This window comes from Ensifer sp. B1-9 (assembly GCF_050474445.1).
Classification (GTDB): domain Bacteria; phylum Pseudomonadota; class Alphaproteobacteria; order Rhizobiales; family Rhizobiaceae; genus Ensifer.
This window is the reverse complement of record NZ_JBCHVG010000018.1, coordinates 38,189-53,009: the sequence shown is the minus strand read 5'-3', so window position 1 is coordinate 53,009 and position 14,821 is coordinate 38,189. Positions and strand designations below refer to the sequence as shown.

At 64.2% G+C, this 14,821-nt stretch carries 12 protein-coding genes; 7 read left to right on the top strand and 5 right to left on the bottom strand.

The window, feature by feature from the left end; all coding sequences use genetic code 11:
• The first annotated feature begins 58 nt into the window (after positions 1-58).
• Together ACQ5BM_RS29075 and ACQ5BM_RS29070 are read left to right on the top strand one after the other, a co-directional pair.
• Entirely contained in the window at positions 59-478 is a 420-nt protein-coding gene (locus ACQ5BM_RS29075; protein ID WP_429818775.1) for a DUF2852 domain-containing protein, read from the top strand.
• Between the two features lie 100 nt (positions 479-578).
• Positions 579-1,331, top strand: a complete 753-nt coding sequence (locus ACQ5BM_RS29070; RefSeq protein ID WP_429818773.1) for a M48 family metallopeptidase — start codon at positions 579-581, stop codon at positions 1,329-1,331.
• 16 nt (positions 1,332-1,347) lie between these two features.
• Here the strand turns inward: ACQ5BM_RS29070 and ACQ5BM_RS29065 are convergent, their stop codons facing one another.
• Positions 1,348-1,542, bottom strand: coding sequence for a YqaE/Pmp3 family membrane protein (locus ACQ5BM_RS29065; RefSeq protein ID WP_429818771.1), 195 nt, complete (start codon positions 1,540-1,542; stop codon positions 1,348-1,350).
• A 157-nt stretch (positions 1,543-1,699) separates the two neighbouring features.
• Between ACQ5BM_RS29065 and ACQ5BM_RS29060 the strand changes: the two genes are divergently transcribed.
• From ACQ5BM_RS29060 to ACQ5BM_RS29040, 5 genes are all read left to right on the top strand, one after another.
• The gene (locus ACQ5BM_RS29060; protein WP_429818768.1) at positions 1,700-2,374 is read left to right on the top strand and encodes a phosphoribosylanthranilate isomerase; all 675 of its coding nucleotides are present in this window, start codon (positions 1,700-1,702) and stop codon (positions 2,372-2,374) included.
• The gene (trpB, locus tag ACQ5BM_RS29055; protein WP_173517972.1) at positions 2,371-3,591 is read left to right on the top strand and encodes a tryptophan synthase subunit beta; all 1,221 of its coding nucleotides are present in this window, start codon (positions 2,371-2,373) and stop codon (positions 3,589-3,591) included. The genes ACQ5BM_RS29060 and trpB overlap by 4 nt, the downstream gene beginning before the upstream one ends.
• A gap of 4 nt (positions 3,592-3,595) precedes the next feature.
• Positions 3,596-4,435: a tryptophan synthase subunit alpha gene (trpA, locus tag ACQ5BM_RS29050; protein WP_429818766.1), complete on the top strand. Its 840-nt coding sequence runs from the start codon at positions 3,596-3,598 to the stop codon at positions 4,433-4,435.
• A 50-nt stretch (positions 4,436-4,485) separates the two neighbouring features.
• Complete coding sequence (gene accD, locus ACQ5BM_RS29045; RefSeq protein WP_429818763.1) at positions 4,486-5,400, top strand: acetyl-CoA carboxylase, carboxyltransferase subunit beta; 915 nt, start codon at positions 4,486-4,488, stop codon at positions 5,398-5,400.
• A 93-nt stretch (positions 5,401-5,493) separates the two neighbouring features.
• Positions 5,494-6,837 (top strand): bifunctional folylpolyglutamate synthase/dihydrofolate synthase, encoded by a 1,344-nt coding sequence (locus ACQ5BM_RS29040; RefSeq protein WP_429818761.1) that lies wholly within the window; start codon positions 5,494-5,496, stop codon positions 6,835-6,837.
• 92 nt (positions 6,838-6,929) lie between these two features.
• Here the strand turns inward: ACQ5BM_RS29040 and trxA are convergent, their stop codons facing one another.
• From trxA to ACQ5BM_RS29020, 4 genes are all read right to left on the bottom strand, one after another.
• Positions 6,930-7,253: a thioredoxin gene (trxA, locus tag ACQ5BM_RS29035; protein ID WP_057252049.1), complete on the bottom strand. Its 324-nt coding sequence runs from the start codon at positions 7,251-7,253 to the stop codon at positions 6,930-6,932.
• 86 nt (positions 7,254-7,339) lie between these two features.
• The gene (gene addA, locus ACQ5BM_RS29030) at positions 7,340-10,906 is read right to left on the bottom strand and encodes a double-strand break repair helicase AddA (RefSeq protein WP_429818758.1); all 3,567 of its coding nucleotides are present in this window, start codon (positions 10,904-10,906) and stop codon (positions 7,340-7,342) included.
• Positions 10,896-14,084: a double-strand break repair protein AddB gene (gene addB / locus ACQ5BM_RS29025; RefSeq protein WP_429818756.1), complete on the bottom strand. Its 3,189-nt coding sequence runs from the start codon at positions 14,082-14,084 to the stop codon at positions 10,896-10,898. Before addB ends, addA begins: the two co-directional genes overlap by 11 nt.
• Positions 14,081-14,812 (bottom strand): nucleotidyltransferase family protein, encoded by a 732-nt coding sequence (locus tag ACQ5BM_RS29020; protein WP_429818754.1) that lies wholly within the window; start codon positions 14,810-14,812, stop codon positions 14,081-14,083. The genes addB and ACQ5BM_RS29020 overlap by 4 nt, the downstream gene beginning before the upstream one ends.
• Positions 14,813-14,821: the final 9 nt, after the last annotated feature.

The following is a 14,821-nucleotide window of genomic DNA, read 5'->3' as shown; positions in this document are numbered from 1 at the left end:
CCACATCGTTTTCATCGGGCCGCATGGGCAGCCCGGATGATTGCGAGGAATCCTGAAGATGAACCAATCTGCAATGATCCGTCCGGATTGGACGCCCGCGACCATCGCCCTGATGGTGCTCGGCTTCGTGGTCTTTTGGCCACTTGGCCTGGCCATGCTCGCCTACATCCTGTTCGGCGAAAAACTCAAGACGTTCAAGAAAGATGCCAACGATACGGTGGGTGGCATGTGCTCCGCATTCAAGCGCGGCGGTCGCCGCTCCAACTGGACGCATCGCACCGGCAACGTCGCCTTCGACGACTGGCGCGAAGCCGAACTTGCGCGCCTCGACGAGGAGCGCCGCAAGCTCGACGAAATGCGCGAAGAATTCGACACCTATGTGCGCGAGCTTCGCCGTGCCAAGGACCAGGAAGAGTTTGACCGCTTCATGCGCGACCGCAAGAACGGCGGCTCCGGCCCGGTTGTCGAAGCTCACTGACCCGATGATGCTTTCCGGCGTTTCACATGAAACGCCGGATATCCGTTCGCGTCTCGCGGCACCGTAGGCGAAAGCCCCGCGAATCGGTTAGAAAGCCTGCATGTTCCCTTCCTTCAAGCGGCGCATCCAACCTGCACCACCCGCCACGACGCGGCAGATCGAGGTCGCCGGCAAGTCCCTGCCGCTGACGATCAAGCAGAACGCGCGCGCGACCCGCATGACGCTTCGCATCGAGCCCGGCGGTCGGGCACTGAAGATGACGATCCCTCAGGGTCTGCCGGAGCGCGAGGTCAATGCCTTTCTCAGCCGCCATCAGGGCTGGCTGATGACGAAGCTTGCTCGCTTCTCCGGCGAAAGCCAGATCGAGGAAGGCGGCTCCATCCTCATCCGCGGCATCTCCCATCGCATCGAGCGCACCGGCAAGATCCGCGGCCTGACGGAAGCGATCGTGCTTGATGACGAGCCGGTGTTGCGCGTCAGCGGCGGCGAGGAGCATCTGAACCGGCGCATCGTCGATTTTCTCAAGAAAGAGGCCCGCCAGGATCTCGATCGTCTGGTGGCGATCTACACCGGTCGCATCGGCCGGCGAGCGAAGTCGCTGTCGCTCAAGGACACGCGCAGCCGCTGGGGATCCTGTTCTGCAGATGGGGCGCTGAGTTTTTCCTGGCGCATCGTCATGGCGCCGCCGAAGGTCATCGCCTATCTCGCGGCGCACGAGGTCGCGCATTTGCAGGAGATGAATCACGGGCCTGATTTTTGGGCGCTGTGTGGGAAATTGTGCCCGGATACCGACGATGCCAAGCGCTGGCTCCGCCGCAACGGCACGATGCTTCACGCAATCGACTTCGACTGAGCCGGCCAGCCGGAGATCACGCGCGGTGGCGTAGAGCTTCGCGGATCTTCTCATCGGTCTTGTATTGGCTGAGCGCATAGACCGACCAGATCGCCGCCGGAACCCAACCGATGAGTGTGAGCTGCAGGATCAGGCAGGTGAGGCCGGCAAAGGGACGGCCGATCGTGAAAAACTGCAGCCAGGGCAGGATAAGCGCGAGCAACAGGCGCATCTGTCTCTCCGTTATGGTAAAATGCATATGGTGAAAGCCCGTCGGTCGCGCAAGGGGCGCACACCCGTGGGGGCTTGGGCGCCGGGGGCGCTGGCTGGTAGGCCGCGCGTCGGTTTTTGGCTCGACTCGCGCGACATTTCATGCAAGGTCGCTTCTCATGAAAACCGAAGTGAAGATATGCGGGCTGAGCACCGCGGAAGCGGTTGAGCGCGCTGTCGCGCTCGGGGCGTCCCATACCGGCTTCATCTTTTTCCCGAAGAGCCCCAGGAACATCGAGCCTGACGATGCCGGCCGGTTGGCGGATCGGATTCGCGGTCGGGCGAAGATCGTTGCCGTCACGGTCAATGCCGACAACGACGAGCTCGACGAGATCGTCTCGGCGCTCAATCCGGATATCCTGCAGCTCCACGGCAGCGAGGGCCCGGAACGGTTGCTGACGGTCAAGGCGATGTACGGCCTCCCCGTCATGAAGGCGCTTTCGGTGCGCGAGGCCTCGGACCTCGAAAAGATCGACGCCTATATCGGCATCGCCGATCGCTTCCTGTTCGATGCCAAACCGCCTGCAGGTTCCGATTTGCCCGGCGGCAACGGCGTTTCCTTTGACTGGAAGCTGCTCGACGCGCTTGACGGAAGCGTCGATTACATGCTTTCCGGTGGTCTTAACGCCAGTAACATTGGCGAGGCCATGGCGCAGACCCGCGCCCGCGCCATTGATATCTCCTCCGGCGTCGAGAGCGCGCCGGGCGTCAAGGATTTGAAGCTCATGGAATCGTTTTTCAATGCCGTTCGCCAGGCGGAGGCGGGCATGCCACGGTCAGGGAGCAGGACGTGAACCAGGCGCCAAAGTTGAATTCCTACCGGGGCGGCCCGGATGAAGACGGTCGTTTCGGTATTTTTGGCGGCCGCTTCGTAGCCGAGACGCTGATGCCGTTGATCCTCGACCTGCAGGACGAGTGGAACAAGGCGAAGGACGATCCGGCTTTCAAGGCGGAGCTGGCACATCTCGGCGCCCATTATATCGGCCGGCCGAGCCCGCTCTATTTCGCCGAACGGCTGACGGCCGAACTCGGCGGCGCCAAGATCTATTTCAAGCGCGAAGAGCTGAACCACACCGGCTCGCACAAGATCAACAATTGCATCGGCCAGATTCTGCTTGCCAAGCGCATGGGTAAGACGCGCATCATTGCCGAGACCGGCGCCGGCCAGCACGGTGTGGCTTCGGCGACCGTCGCGGCCCGCTTCGGTCTTCCCTGCGTCGTCTACATGGGCGCGACCGATGTCGAGCGCCAGGCGCCCAACGTTTTCCGCATGAAGCTGCTCGGTGCCGAGGTGAAGCCGGTAACCGCCGGTAGCGGCACGCTCAAGGACGCGATGAACGAGGCGTTGCGTGACTGGGTCACCAATGTCGACAGCACCTACTACCTGATCGGCACCGCTGCCGGCCCGCATCCCTATCCGGAAATGGTCCGCGATTTCCAGGCCGTCATCGGCCAGGAAGCCAAGGAGCAGATGCTCGCCGCCGAAGGCCGGCTGCCGGATCTCGTCGTTGCCGCCGTCGGCGGTGGCTCCAACGCAATCGGCATCTTCCATCCGTTCCTCGATGATGAAAGCGTCAAGATCGTCGGCGTCGAAGCTGGCGGCAAGGGCATCGAGGGCGACGAGCATTGCGCGTCGATCACCGCCGGTTCGCCCGGCGTGTTGCACGGCAACCGCACCTATCTGCTGCAGGACGGCGACGGCCAAATCAAGGAAGGCCACTCGATTTCGGCCGGTCTCGACTATCCCGGCATCGGCCCGGAACATGCCTGGCTGAACGATGTCGGCCGTGTCGAATACGTGCCGATCATGGATCACGAAGCGCTCGAAGCGTTCCAGACGCTGACCCGCCTCGAAGGCATCATCCCGGCGCTCGAGCCTTCGCATGCGCTTGCCGAAGTCATCAAGCGCGCACCGAAGATGGGCAAGGACGAGATCATCCTGATGAACCTCTCCGGCCGCGGCGACAAGGACATCTTCACCGTCGGTAAGATTTTGGGAATGGGGCAGTAAGATCATGACCGCACGCATGGACAAGAGATTTGCCGATGTTGCGGCCGAGGGACGTCCGGTCCTCGTCACCTATTTCATGGGCGGCGACCCTGACTTCGAGACGTCGGTCTCGATCATGAAGGCGCTGCCGAAGGCCGGCGCCGACGTCATCGAGCTGGGCATGCCCTTTTCGGATCCGATGGCCGATGGTCCGGCGATCCAGCTTGCCGGTCAGCGCTCGCTGAAAGGCGGTCAGACGCTCGCCAAGACGCTCGAGATCGCGCGCCGCTTCCGCGAGGAGGACCAGCGCACGCCGATCGTGCTGATGGGATACTACAACCCGATCTACATCTACGGCGTCGACCGCTTCCTGACGGATGCGCTTGCCGCCGGCATCGACGGCCTGATCGTCGTCGATCTGCCGCCGGAGATGGACGACGAGCTCTGCGTTCCGGCGCTTGAGACGGGCATCAACTTCATTCGCCTGGCGACGCCGACCACGGACGACCGCCGCCTGCCGAAGGTGCTCGAAAACACCTCGGGTTTCGTCTACTACGTGTCGATGAACGGCATCACCGGTTCGGCTCTGCCCGATCCGTCGTTGATTGCCGGTGCCGTCGGCCGTATCAAGGCGCACACCAACTTGCCGGTTTGCGTCGGTTTCGGCGTCAAGACGGCAGAACATGCAAGGGCCATCGGAGCATCCGCCGATGGCGTGGTCGTCGGTACGGCGATCGTCAACCAGATCGCGTCGAGCCTGACCGAAGAGGGCAAGGCGACCGATGCGACGGTTCCGGGTGTTGAAGCGCTGGTCAGAGGGCTCTCGGCAGGCGTGCGGTCCGCACGCCTCGCAGCAGCCGAATAATTGCCTATATTGGCGCGCACAACCCGAAGGAAATCTTCAGGAGTTACTAAGTGAACTGGATCACAAACTACGTTCGGCCGAAGATCAACTCGATGCTGGGCCGCCGGGAAGTTCCGGAAAATCTCTGGATCAAGTGCCCGGAAACCGGCGAGATGGTGTTCCACCGCGATCTCGAGGAAAACAAGTGGGTCATCCCGCAGTCCGGTTTCCACATGAAGATGCCGGCCAAGGCGCGGTTGAAGGACCTGTTCGACGGCGGCATCTATGAGGCGTTTCCGCAGCCCAAGGTTGCCCAGGACCCGCTGAAATTCCGCGATTCCAAGAAGTATGTCGACCGTCTGCGCGACAGCCGCACAAAGACCGAACTCGAAGACACGATCGTCGCCGGCCTCGGCCGCGTCCAGGGCGTCAAACTCGTCGCCGTCGTGCACGAGTTCAACTTCATCGGTGGTTCGCTCGGCATGGCTGCCGGCGAGGCGATCATCAAGGCTTTCGAAAGGGCGATCGCCGAGAAGTGCCCGCTGGTCATCTTCCCGGCATCGGGCGGCGCCCGCATGCAGGAAGGCATCCTGTCGCTGATGCAGCTGCCGCGCACCACTGTTGCCGTCAACATGCTGAAGGAAGCCGGCCTTCCCTATATCGTCGTGCTCACCAACCCGACGACCGGTGGCGTCACCGCCTCCTATGCGATGCTTGGCGATATCCACATGGCCGAGCCTGGTGCCGAAATCGGCTTTGCCGGCAAGCGCGTGATCGAGCAGACGCTGCGCGAGAAGCTGCCGGAAGGCTTCCAGACCTCCGAATATCTGCTGGAGCACGGCATGGTCGACATGGTCGTCAAGCGTCATGATCTGCCGGCAACGCTCGCCCGGGTTCTGAAGATCCTGATGAAGAAGCCGGCGGAAGCCTCGAAACTCAACGGCGGCACACAGCCGGCTGCCTTGCCGGTTGCGGCAAGCGCTTGAAAAAGCTCGGGTAACCGGAGCTACATAGAACAAAATGAAGCATCTCCACGCGGAGATGCTTTGGCAGTCGAGCTTGTCGGGGCGGGGTAAGAGATGGCAGCGGTGGAAGCCAGCGAAGCGGGCTATGAGATCGAAAAACTCCTTGCCCTCCACCCCAAGGGCTTCGACCTGTCGCTGGACAGGATCACCCGGCTTCTTGCCGCACTCGGCAATCCGCAGGACCGCCTGCCGCCGGTGATCCACGTCGCCGGCACCAATGGCAAGGGCTCGGCAACCGCGTTCTCGCGGGCGATCCTGGAGGCGGCCGGTCTCAGCGTCCACGTCCACACGTCGCCGCATCTCGTCAATTGGCACGAACGCTACCGCCTGGGCGTCAAGGGCGGCAGGGGACGGCTCGTCAGCGATCCCGTTCTGGCCGATGCCGTGCGCCGCGTCGCCGAAGCCAATGGCGGCGAGAAGATCACCGTCTTCGAAATCCTGACCGCTGTCACCTTCCTGCTCTTCGCCGAGCATCCGGCGGATGTCGCGATCATCGAGGTAGGCCTCGGCGGTCGCTTCGACGCGACGAATGTCATTGTCCGCCCCGCAGCCTCGGTCATCATGCCGATCTCGCTCGACCACCAGTCCTATCTCGGCGACCGGGTCGAGCTGATCGCCGCGGAGAAGGCCGGAATCATGAAGCGCGGCTGCCCGGTGGTGATCGGCCAACAGGAAGAGGAAACGGCGCGCGAGGTGCTGATCTCAACGGCCGAGCGGCTCGGTTGCCCGATCTTCGTCTACGGCCAGGACTTCATGGCGCATGAAGAATTCGGCCGCCTTGTCTATCAGGACGAGAGCGGACTTGCCGATCTGCCGCTGCCAAAGCTTCCGGGACGCCATCAATATGCGAATGCCGCCGCGGCTATTCGTGCGGTGCGGGCCGCAGGCTTCGACGTTTCCGAAGCGGCGATCGAGAGAGGTCTTTCCGGGGTCGAGTGGCCCGGACGCCTGCAGCGCCTGACCAGTGGCAAGCTGACGCATTATGGCCCGGCCGACGCGGAAATCTGGGTCGACGGTGGCCATAATCCGGGTGCCGGCCAGGTGATCGCCGAGGCGATGGCGACGTTCGAAGAACGCGAATCGCGGCCCCTCTTCCTGATCATCGGCATGATCAATACCAAGGATCCGGTCGGCTATTTCCGGGCGTTTCTCGATCTTGCCGAACAGGTCTTCACCGTTCCGATCCGGGGGTCCGACGCAGGCCTTGATCCGGTGGCGCTTGCAAGCGATGCGGCTGCCGTCGGGTTTGAGGCCTCTGCCGTCTCTTCCGTTGCCGAAGCGCTGACGATCATTGCCAATCTGGTCGACGAGGACCCAGCGCCGCCACGCATCCTGATCGGCGGCTCGCTCTATCTGGTGGGCGACGTTCTCGCCGACAACGGCACGCCGCCGAAGTGATCCGAAGGCGGCGCCGCCATCCCGGTACCAGATGCAAGACAAGAAAAAAGCCCGGCATGCCGGGCTTTCTGCTGCGGTAGTCAGCGAAGGTCTTAGGCGACCGCCGTGGAGATCCACGAGGAAAGGGCCGTCTTCGGTGCGGCGCCAACCTTGATGTCGGCCACTTCGCCGGCCTTGAACATGGCGAGCGTCGGGATCGAGCGAACGCCGTACTGGGCAGCCAGTTCCGGATTTTCGTCGATGTTGAGCTTAACAACCTTGACCTTGCCGGCGAGCTCGTTGGAGATTTCCTCGAGGCTCGGTGCGATCATCTTGCACGGGCCGCACCATTCAGCCCAGAAATCGACAACCACCGGCTCGGCGGAGTTCAGCACTTCCTGCTGAAAATTGGACGTATCGACCTTTACAGTAGCCATAGGCTGCTCCTTGCGTTCGGAATGGCAGTATCCAGATGTTGTGCCTCATGTGAGAGGGCGCCGCTGGATTTTCAATATCCGGTATCTCACTTTGTCGCGAGGTCTTCAAGGCTCCTGTCGAGCGCCTGATCGGTAACGACGTGGATTGCCGGCCCTTCGGTGAAGATCAGCACGCATCGGAATCTGTGTCCGGGATAGAGTGGCCGCAAGAGTTCGCGATAGATCGCCAGCTGTGCCTTGTAGGCGAAGGGAATATCCTCCTGCGAAGTCGGCACCTGCCGGTTCGTCTTGAAATCCGCAATGGTCACGATCCCGTTGCTGATGGCGAGCCGGTCGATGCGCCCGGATACCGCGTGGTCGCGCGTGCCGAGCGTGAGCGTGCCCATGACCGAGACTTCGGCGCGGCTGCCGGCCGAGAAGAGCGCGTTAAGATCGGGGTGGTCGAGCACATTCTCGACACCGGCAATCAGCGCGGCGCGCTGCTCGGGCGACCAACGGGGCACGGAACGCACGAGATAGCGCTCGGCTGCGGCGCGGCGATCATCGCCCGCAATGGAGGGCAGGACCTGCAGCAGGCGGTGCAGGATGGCGCCGCGCAACATCGAGAGATTTGCCGGTGCTTTTTCCGAAAACAGGGCGGACCCGACGAGCCCATCGCCGTCGTCTTCGTCGATAGCGATACCGACGCCCGAAGGGCTGAGCGGGCGTGGCAGGCGTTTCTGCGGTGGCAACGGTGTCGAAAGCGCCTTCGGCAGGCCGGCCGCCGGGCGGTTCGCATCCGGCAAGGGCGCTTCCTTCGAGGGAAGGTCGCGCTCAAGCTGCCTCTCGCGCCAGGCATGACCGGACCATTCCTCGCCGCCGGCATGGAAGGTCGTCGGATGGCCGCGGCCGCTTTCGTCCCCGGCAAGGCTCGCCTGAACCATAGCATGCCATGTATCGGCGACGGCCCGCTGTCCGCGGTAGCCGCAGACAACCAGACGGTCGGCGGCCCGGGTCATGCCGACATAGAGCAGGCGCCGATATTCTTCCTCGGCGAGCGTCTTCAGACGTTCGCTGTCGGCGGTGATGAGTGAGTTTGACTCCGAGCCCGGCGCCCGCCACACCGGCAAGGACAAGGCTGCGCCATCTGCTCGAGGAAGCTCGAGGAAGCGGAGCGAAGGGACATGCTGGTTGCTGAAAGGTGCGCCGCCGCCATCGACGAGGAAGACGACGGGCGCTTCAAGACCCTTGGCAGCGTGCACGGTCATGATCCGGACTTCGTCGCGTTCCTTGTCCTGTTCGCGCTTGACCGTCGGCGCTTCCATTTCCAGCGTCGAAACAAAGGCCTGCAGCCCGGGGAGGCCGCTTCTTTCCTGGTCGAGCGCGAAGGTGAGGAACTCGTCGAGAATGTCGCTGACCTCGGTGCCGAGCCGCGCCAGGAAGGCCGCCCGGCCGCCATGCACGCCAAGAATGCGGGCATAGAAATCGTGCGGTGCAAGCTGGTTGGCGAGCGCCACGTAGCTTTTGAGCGATTTTTCTGCCTGGTGGAACAGGATCCCCTCGGCCGCCTCGGCCTGCAGACGCTGCCAGAGGCTTTCGCCTACTTTGCGGCGCGCCGCGAGTTCGAACAGCGCGTCTTCCCCGAGGTTGAACAACGGGCTTTTCAAGAGCGCGGCAAGCGAAAGGTCGTCCTGCGGCAGGAGGACGAAGCGCCCGAGGGCAAGCAGGTCCTGAACCGCAATATGTTTGGTGAGCACCAGCCGGTCAGCGCCGGCGACCGGAATGTTGTTGCGGCGCTTGAGCGCCCGGGTCAGCGCGTTGACGAAGGCGTCGCGTTTGCGGACCAGCACGATCACGTCGCCCGGACGCATCGGCCGGCGAACACCCTTCTCGACGATGGTCTCCTTCTCGATCCAGCTCTCCAACACGCCTGCGATCCGCCGTGCGAGGATATTGACCGGCGCGCTCTCAGGCGTCGCATCGAAGGCGGCCGTCCATTCCTCGTCCGTATCCATCGGTTCGGCGGCAATCACATCCCAGATATCGACCGCACCGGGATGGCCGATGCGGTTCGAAGCATGAACGACCGGTTCGCTGCGGGCGCTGAGGCCCCGTGCATGCGCCGGATTGGCAAAGACGGTATCGACGGCGGAAAGCACGTCAACGGTCGAGCGGAAGGAGAGTTGCAGGCGGATGGGCTCGAAGGCCTTGCCGCCGTCGCGCACCCGCCGTTCGGTTTCCTGGCTTTCATGCGAAAACCGCTCTGGCCGTGCGCCCTGGAAGGAATAGATCGACTGTTTCTCGTCGCCAACGGCAAACATCGTGCGGTTGGCGCCGCGGGCACTTTCGCCGGAAAAGAAGTCGGCGGCCAGCGCCTGGATAATGGTCCATTGCGCCGGGCTGGTATCCTGCGCCTCGTCGACGAGGATGTGATCGATGCCCTGGTCGAGCTTGTAATGCACCCAGGCGCTGACGTCGCCGCGGGCAAAGAGCGCTGCCGTGCGATTGATCAGGTCCTCGAAATCGAGCTGGCTGCGTCGTCGCTTGAGCTCCTCGTAGTCAACGTTGAGCCTTTCGGCGAGCGTCAGCGCTGCAAGCGTCGCCTCGAACATCTTGAGAATGCTGATGTGATCGATACAGGCGACGACATGGCGGTAGGCTTCGTCCACCAGGTCTACGAGATCCGGTGCGGCCTGCTGCATCGCCTTGTTGAGGAAGGTGGATTGTGCCCGGGCTTTACCGGTATTGGTGAAGAACAGGTGCCGAAGGCCGTCATAGCGCTCGGTCACGTCGGTGAGCTTGGAGACGGTTCGGAGCCCTTCCGCGAAGTCGAGCACCTTTGTTCCCCCGACGCTTGCGGCAAGCGAGAAATATCGTTCCAGGGCCGCGCCGTTCAGTCCCGCCAACGGCCAGATCGCGGCCATGGCGCTGTCGACGCTTTCATCCGGCGCCAGCTTCAGGGCCCTGCGCAGCTCAGCCTCTGTGCCGCCGAGCGCGGCGGCATGTTCGAGAAATGTCTGGATCGAAGTCCGGTTCTCGACGATCGCCGCGAGCAGCTTTTCAAGCCCGGTGTCGTCGGCGAGGTCCAGTACGGTGGTAAAGGCGCGCGCCAGTTCCGGATCGTCCTTGGCTGCCGTCGCCGTCAGCAGCATGCGGCGCGCATCGGCAAGCAGCACCGCGGCCGCGCGGTCGTCGAGGACCGAGAAATGTCCGGCGACGTTGGCTTCCAACGGAAACTGATGCAACAGCGCCTCGCAGAAGGCGTGGATCGTCTGGATCTTCAGGCCGCCGGGCGTCTCCAGCGCACGGGCGAAGAGACGGCGCGCCTCCTGCAGCTTCAGGAGGCCTGGCCGCTCGCCCTCGATCGCCTCAATCCGCTTTTCAAGCGTCGCGTCGTCGAGCGTGACCCACTCGGCTAGCCGTTCGAAGACGCGGTTCGACATTTCGGACGCCGCCGCCTTGGTATAGGTCAGGCAGAGGATGGCTGACGGCCGGCAGCCGGCAAGCAGCAGCCGGATCACGCGCTGGGTCAGCACGTGCGTCTTGCCGGATCCGGCATTGGCCGAAACCCAGGCGGAACGCGCGGGGTCGGAGGCAAGCGACTGCCGGCGCGAGGTCCAGTCGAGCCAGGCTTGCGGCGTCGCCTGCTCGGGGCCGAGGCTGTCATCCCTCATCGCCGTTCTCCTCCTCGCTGTCGGCTGTCGACCATTCGGCTACACGTGCCAAATGGTCATACTCGCCGCCGTAATCGCGCTCTTTCTGAACAATCAGCCGGGATGCAAAACCGTGTTTTCCCGAAAGAAGGGCGCTGAGCAGTTTTTTGAGCTCGGCAAGGGACTCGTCGGCAAGCTGGTCCGCGGATCTGGTCTCCTTCGACCTGCTGCCTTCGTTGTTGACCGCATCCGGCTTGAAGCGTGAGCCGGGCTTGAGCCGGACATAGAGCAGCGACTGCGGATGGCTCGGCGGTATGTCCTTGAAGGCGCCGGCCTTGAGGGCCGCTGCCTCCAGGGCGAGCTGCGGGTCAAGCAGCACGCGGGCTTCCGTCGCCGATGGGCTGGAGCCGGTCTTGTAGTCGATGATCTCGACGCTGCCGTCTGTCAGCGTATCGAGCCGGTCGGCGATTCCGGTCAGCCGCATGTCGGCGACGCCCAGTTCCATTGATGCCGGAACCTCGGTGCGCGAGCGGCGGATGAAGCGCACGCGTTCCCGCTCCCATTTGATGAAAGCCGCGCCGACGGCGGCGAAGCGTGGCCGCCAGATCGTGTCGATATGCGTCGGCAGCCGCGCCTCGTCGAAAGCCTCGTTCAGCAGTCGATGCATCCGCTCTTCGGCCGCAGGCGACATCAGATCGACGCCGGAGCGCACGAAACGCTCGACGATCTGGTGATAAAGCGTGCCGCGTTCGGCCGGACCGGGGTCGCTGTTGAACGGCAGCAGCGGATGCAGGCGAAGGATGCGCCGAGCATAGACCGCGTAAGGGTCGCGCCTCAGCCGCGAGACCTCGCTGAAGGAATATTTGCGCGGCTGCAGGTCCGCCGGCGGCTTGGGCGCGGGGCGTTCGGCAAGCGGCTGCCGTCCCCCATCGTCGAGCATCCGGGCCCAGGTCAGATAGTCCGCGCCATTGGCCTGCAAGGCCTCGACCAGCCGGTTGCCGCCAAGCGCCAGCAGGCGCTGCAGCCAGCGCGAGGCGACGGTGGGTGCTGCGCCCTGGCGCATCGAGCGGGTGAAGATCAGCCGCCGTGTGCCGCAGGCCATCTGGAAGTCATGCGCGAGCTGGCCGACGCGTCGCTCCGGCGGTTCGAGACCGATGCCCGTTTTCATCGTGCGCGACAGGAACGGATCGTTGGCGGTCTGGCCGGGCCAATTGCCTTCGTTCATGGCGCCAAGCACCACCAGATCCATGCTCTGCAGGCGTGATTCCAGCGCGCCGAAGATGAAGACCCGCGGATGGCGCATGGAACGCGGCTTGACCGCTGCGCCGGCGGCGAGCGCCTCCATGACATCGCACCACTGCGGCCCATCCGCCGTCATCTGACCATCGGTTTCGATGATGCCGCGAAGCAGGGTCGCCAACGTATCCGCCGCCTCGCCGGACCAGAGCCCGCTGAGATCGCCGCGCTCGTCGGCCGAGGCCGCCTCCAGCGCCTGGCCGGTCCGGGCCGCCCAGTCGGCAAAGGTGAATTCCTCCGAGAAAACACGGCTACCGTCCTTGCTGCGGCTCAGCGCGGAAGCGAGCGGCGCCACTGCGAGGCCGATCTTCATCGCCAGGTCGCGGGCTGCCTGAAGCTCCTCGGCGCCGATGCCGACGCGCCATTCCGGCGGGTGGCGATCGATCTTGTGCCCGGCAATGGCCGCGTCGAGCAAGGGCGCCAGGGCGAGGATATCGACGGTTGCGGTGCTGCCGCGCAGCGCCATGCGTTCGAGCGCGTCGGCGCCCTGGCGCATCGTCTCACGCGATAGTCCGAAGCGCGCTAGCGGGTGCTTGAGCAGCGCCACGAAGGGCACGGGATCGCCGGGCCGCAGGCTAGCCTCCAGAAGCAGGCGCATGAAGCTGCCCTGAGGCGTCGAAGACAGAGGCGTGCCGGCGGAATCGTCGGCCTCGATACCGAAGCGGGCAAGCTCGGCGCCGACCCGTCGCGCGAGATTTCGGTCCGGCGTGATCAGTGCCGCCTGGCTATCCTCGCTGCCTTCGAGCGCCAGCCGCAGCGCAACGGCAATGACAGCGGCCTCCTCGCGTTCGTTGGCGGTTTCGATGAGGGCCGCATCCCTGAAGGCGGCGTGCAGCGATTCGCCATCGAGTTCGCTGCGCCTTTCGGTCCAGGCATTGGTCGCCTTCGCCGGCAGAAGGGCGTGCGAGAGGATCTCGGTGCGGAAGGCGAGGTCCGTCTCGGCGTCGGCCAGGGTGGTCACGTCCGACCGGATGACGCCCATGCGTTTCAGCAGCCGGTAGAAGCCGTATTGCGGATGGCTGCGGCTTGCCGGGTTCGGCCTGCCGTCAAAGGCTGAGTCGGCGACGATCATGTCCCATTCGGCATCGCTCATCGTCTGGTCGAGACCGGGCAGCACGATCGTGCCGTTTGGAAGCTTCTGCACGCCGGCAATCAGTGCGGCGGTCGCGGGAATCGAGCCGGTCGAACCGGCGATGATGATCGGGCCCTCGATCTTGCCGCCGGCGATGCGCTGCGTCTCGGCCTGCAGGATGGCGTTGCGGTGGCGGGCGGGCGAGGATTGCTTGAGCTCTTCCAGCCGCTCCGGCCAGTAGCTGCGGGCAATCTTCAGGAATTCGAGCGTCAGCTGCCACCACAGCGCATGCTCGCCGGCATCGAGCCGGTCGAGTTCGTCCCAATCGAGCTCTTCCGTCTCCACCGCATCGATGAGTTCGGCGAGATTGCGCGCGAGCCAGATCGCATCCGCCGGGCTTGCCGGCGCGATCAGCGGGCTCTCCGCATGAATGTCGAGCACCACCTTCGGCAGCCGGTTGCGCCAGGCAAGGATCAGCCGTCCAAGCTCGATCAGGCGCGCCGTGCCGGGCAGGGGCGGGGCCAGGTCGAGGATCGCCGGGACCTCTGCATCGAAGAAGCCGCTGTCGTCGTCGGTCTCGCCGAGCGCCTTGATGGTGGGCAGGATGGTGGAGCGGCCGCCGAGCAGGTCGACGAATTCGGATCTGAGCACACGGGCCGAGCGCCGCGTCGGCACGAAGATCGTCACGCCTGCAAGCGGCAGGGGATCGGCCGGATCGTAGCGGAAGTCCGGGGTCAGGCTACCGTCGCAAAGCCTTTCGGCGAGCGTCTTCAGGAAAGGGAGGCCGGGCGGGATCGTGAAGACGTTGGACCGGCGGCCGCTCACGCTCATCCTCCCGGCTGGTGGCGGCGGATCGCTGCTTCCGCTTCGCCGATCGCTTCGGGCGTGCCGACCGTCATCCAGTGACCCTGGAGCAGGATGCCGTGGAGGCGCCCCTTCTCGGCCGCACGGTCGAAGTAGATGTTGAGGTTGAAGGCCTCATCCGGCGCATCGGCAAAAAGCCGGGAGTGAAGCGCGATCGCGCCGGCATAGACCACCGGGTTCGGCAGGCCTTCCTTGTACCGCGTCAGCTTCCCGTCGGCGCCGAGCGAAAAGTCCTTCTTGCCGTTGTGCCCGGTCGTGTCCTCGTCGCGCACGCAGAGCAGCAACATGTCCATGCGATCAGCGTCGAAGGCTGCGGCGAGCCGCGTCAGATTACTCGGTACCCCAGAGGGTTCGCCGACCCAGAAGAGGTCGGCGTTCATCACCAGAACCGGGCCATCCGGCAGAAGTTTCAGCCCCTTCGCCAGGCCGCCGCCGGAATTCATCAGCGCATCGCGCTCGTCCGAGATCAGGATCTCGGGCGCGCTCCGCCGGCTGAGATGCCCTTCCATCTGATCGGCGAAATGGTGCACGTTGACCGCGGCCCTGGTAATGCCGGCCTCCACCAGCAGGTCCAGCACATAGTCGATCATCGGCTTGCCCGCGATTTCCACGAGCGGCTTCGGCATGGTGTTGGTGATCGGGCGGAGCCGGGTCCCGAGGCCCGCGGCGAGCACCATCGCATTGCTGATCGACATTGCTTCTCT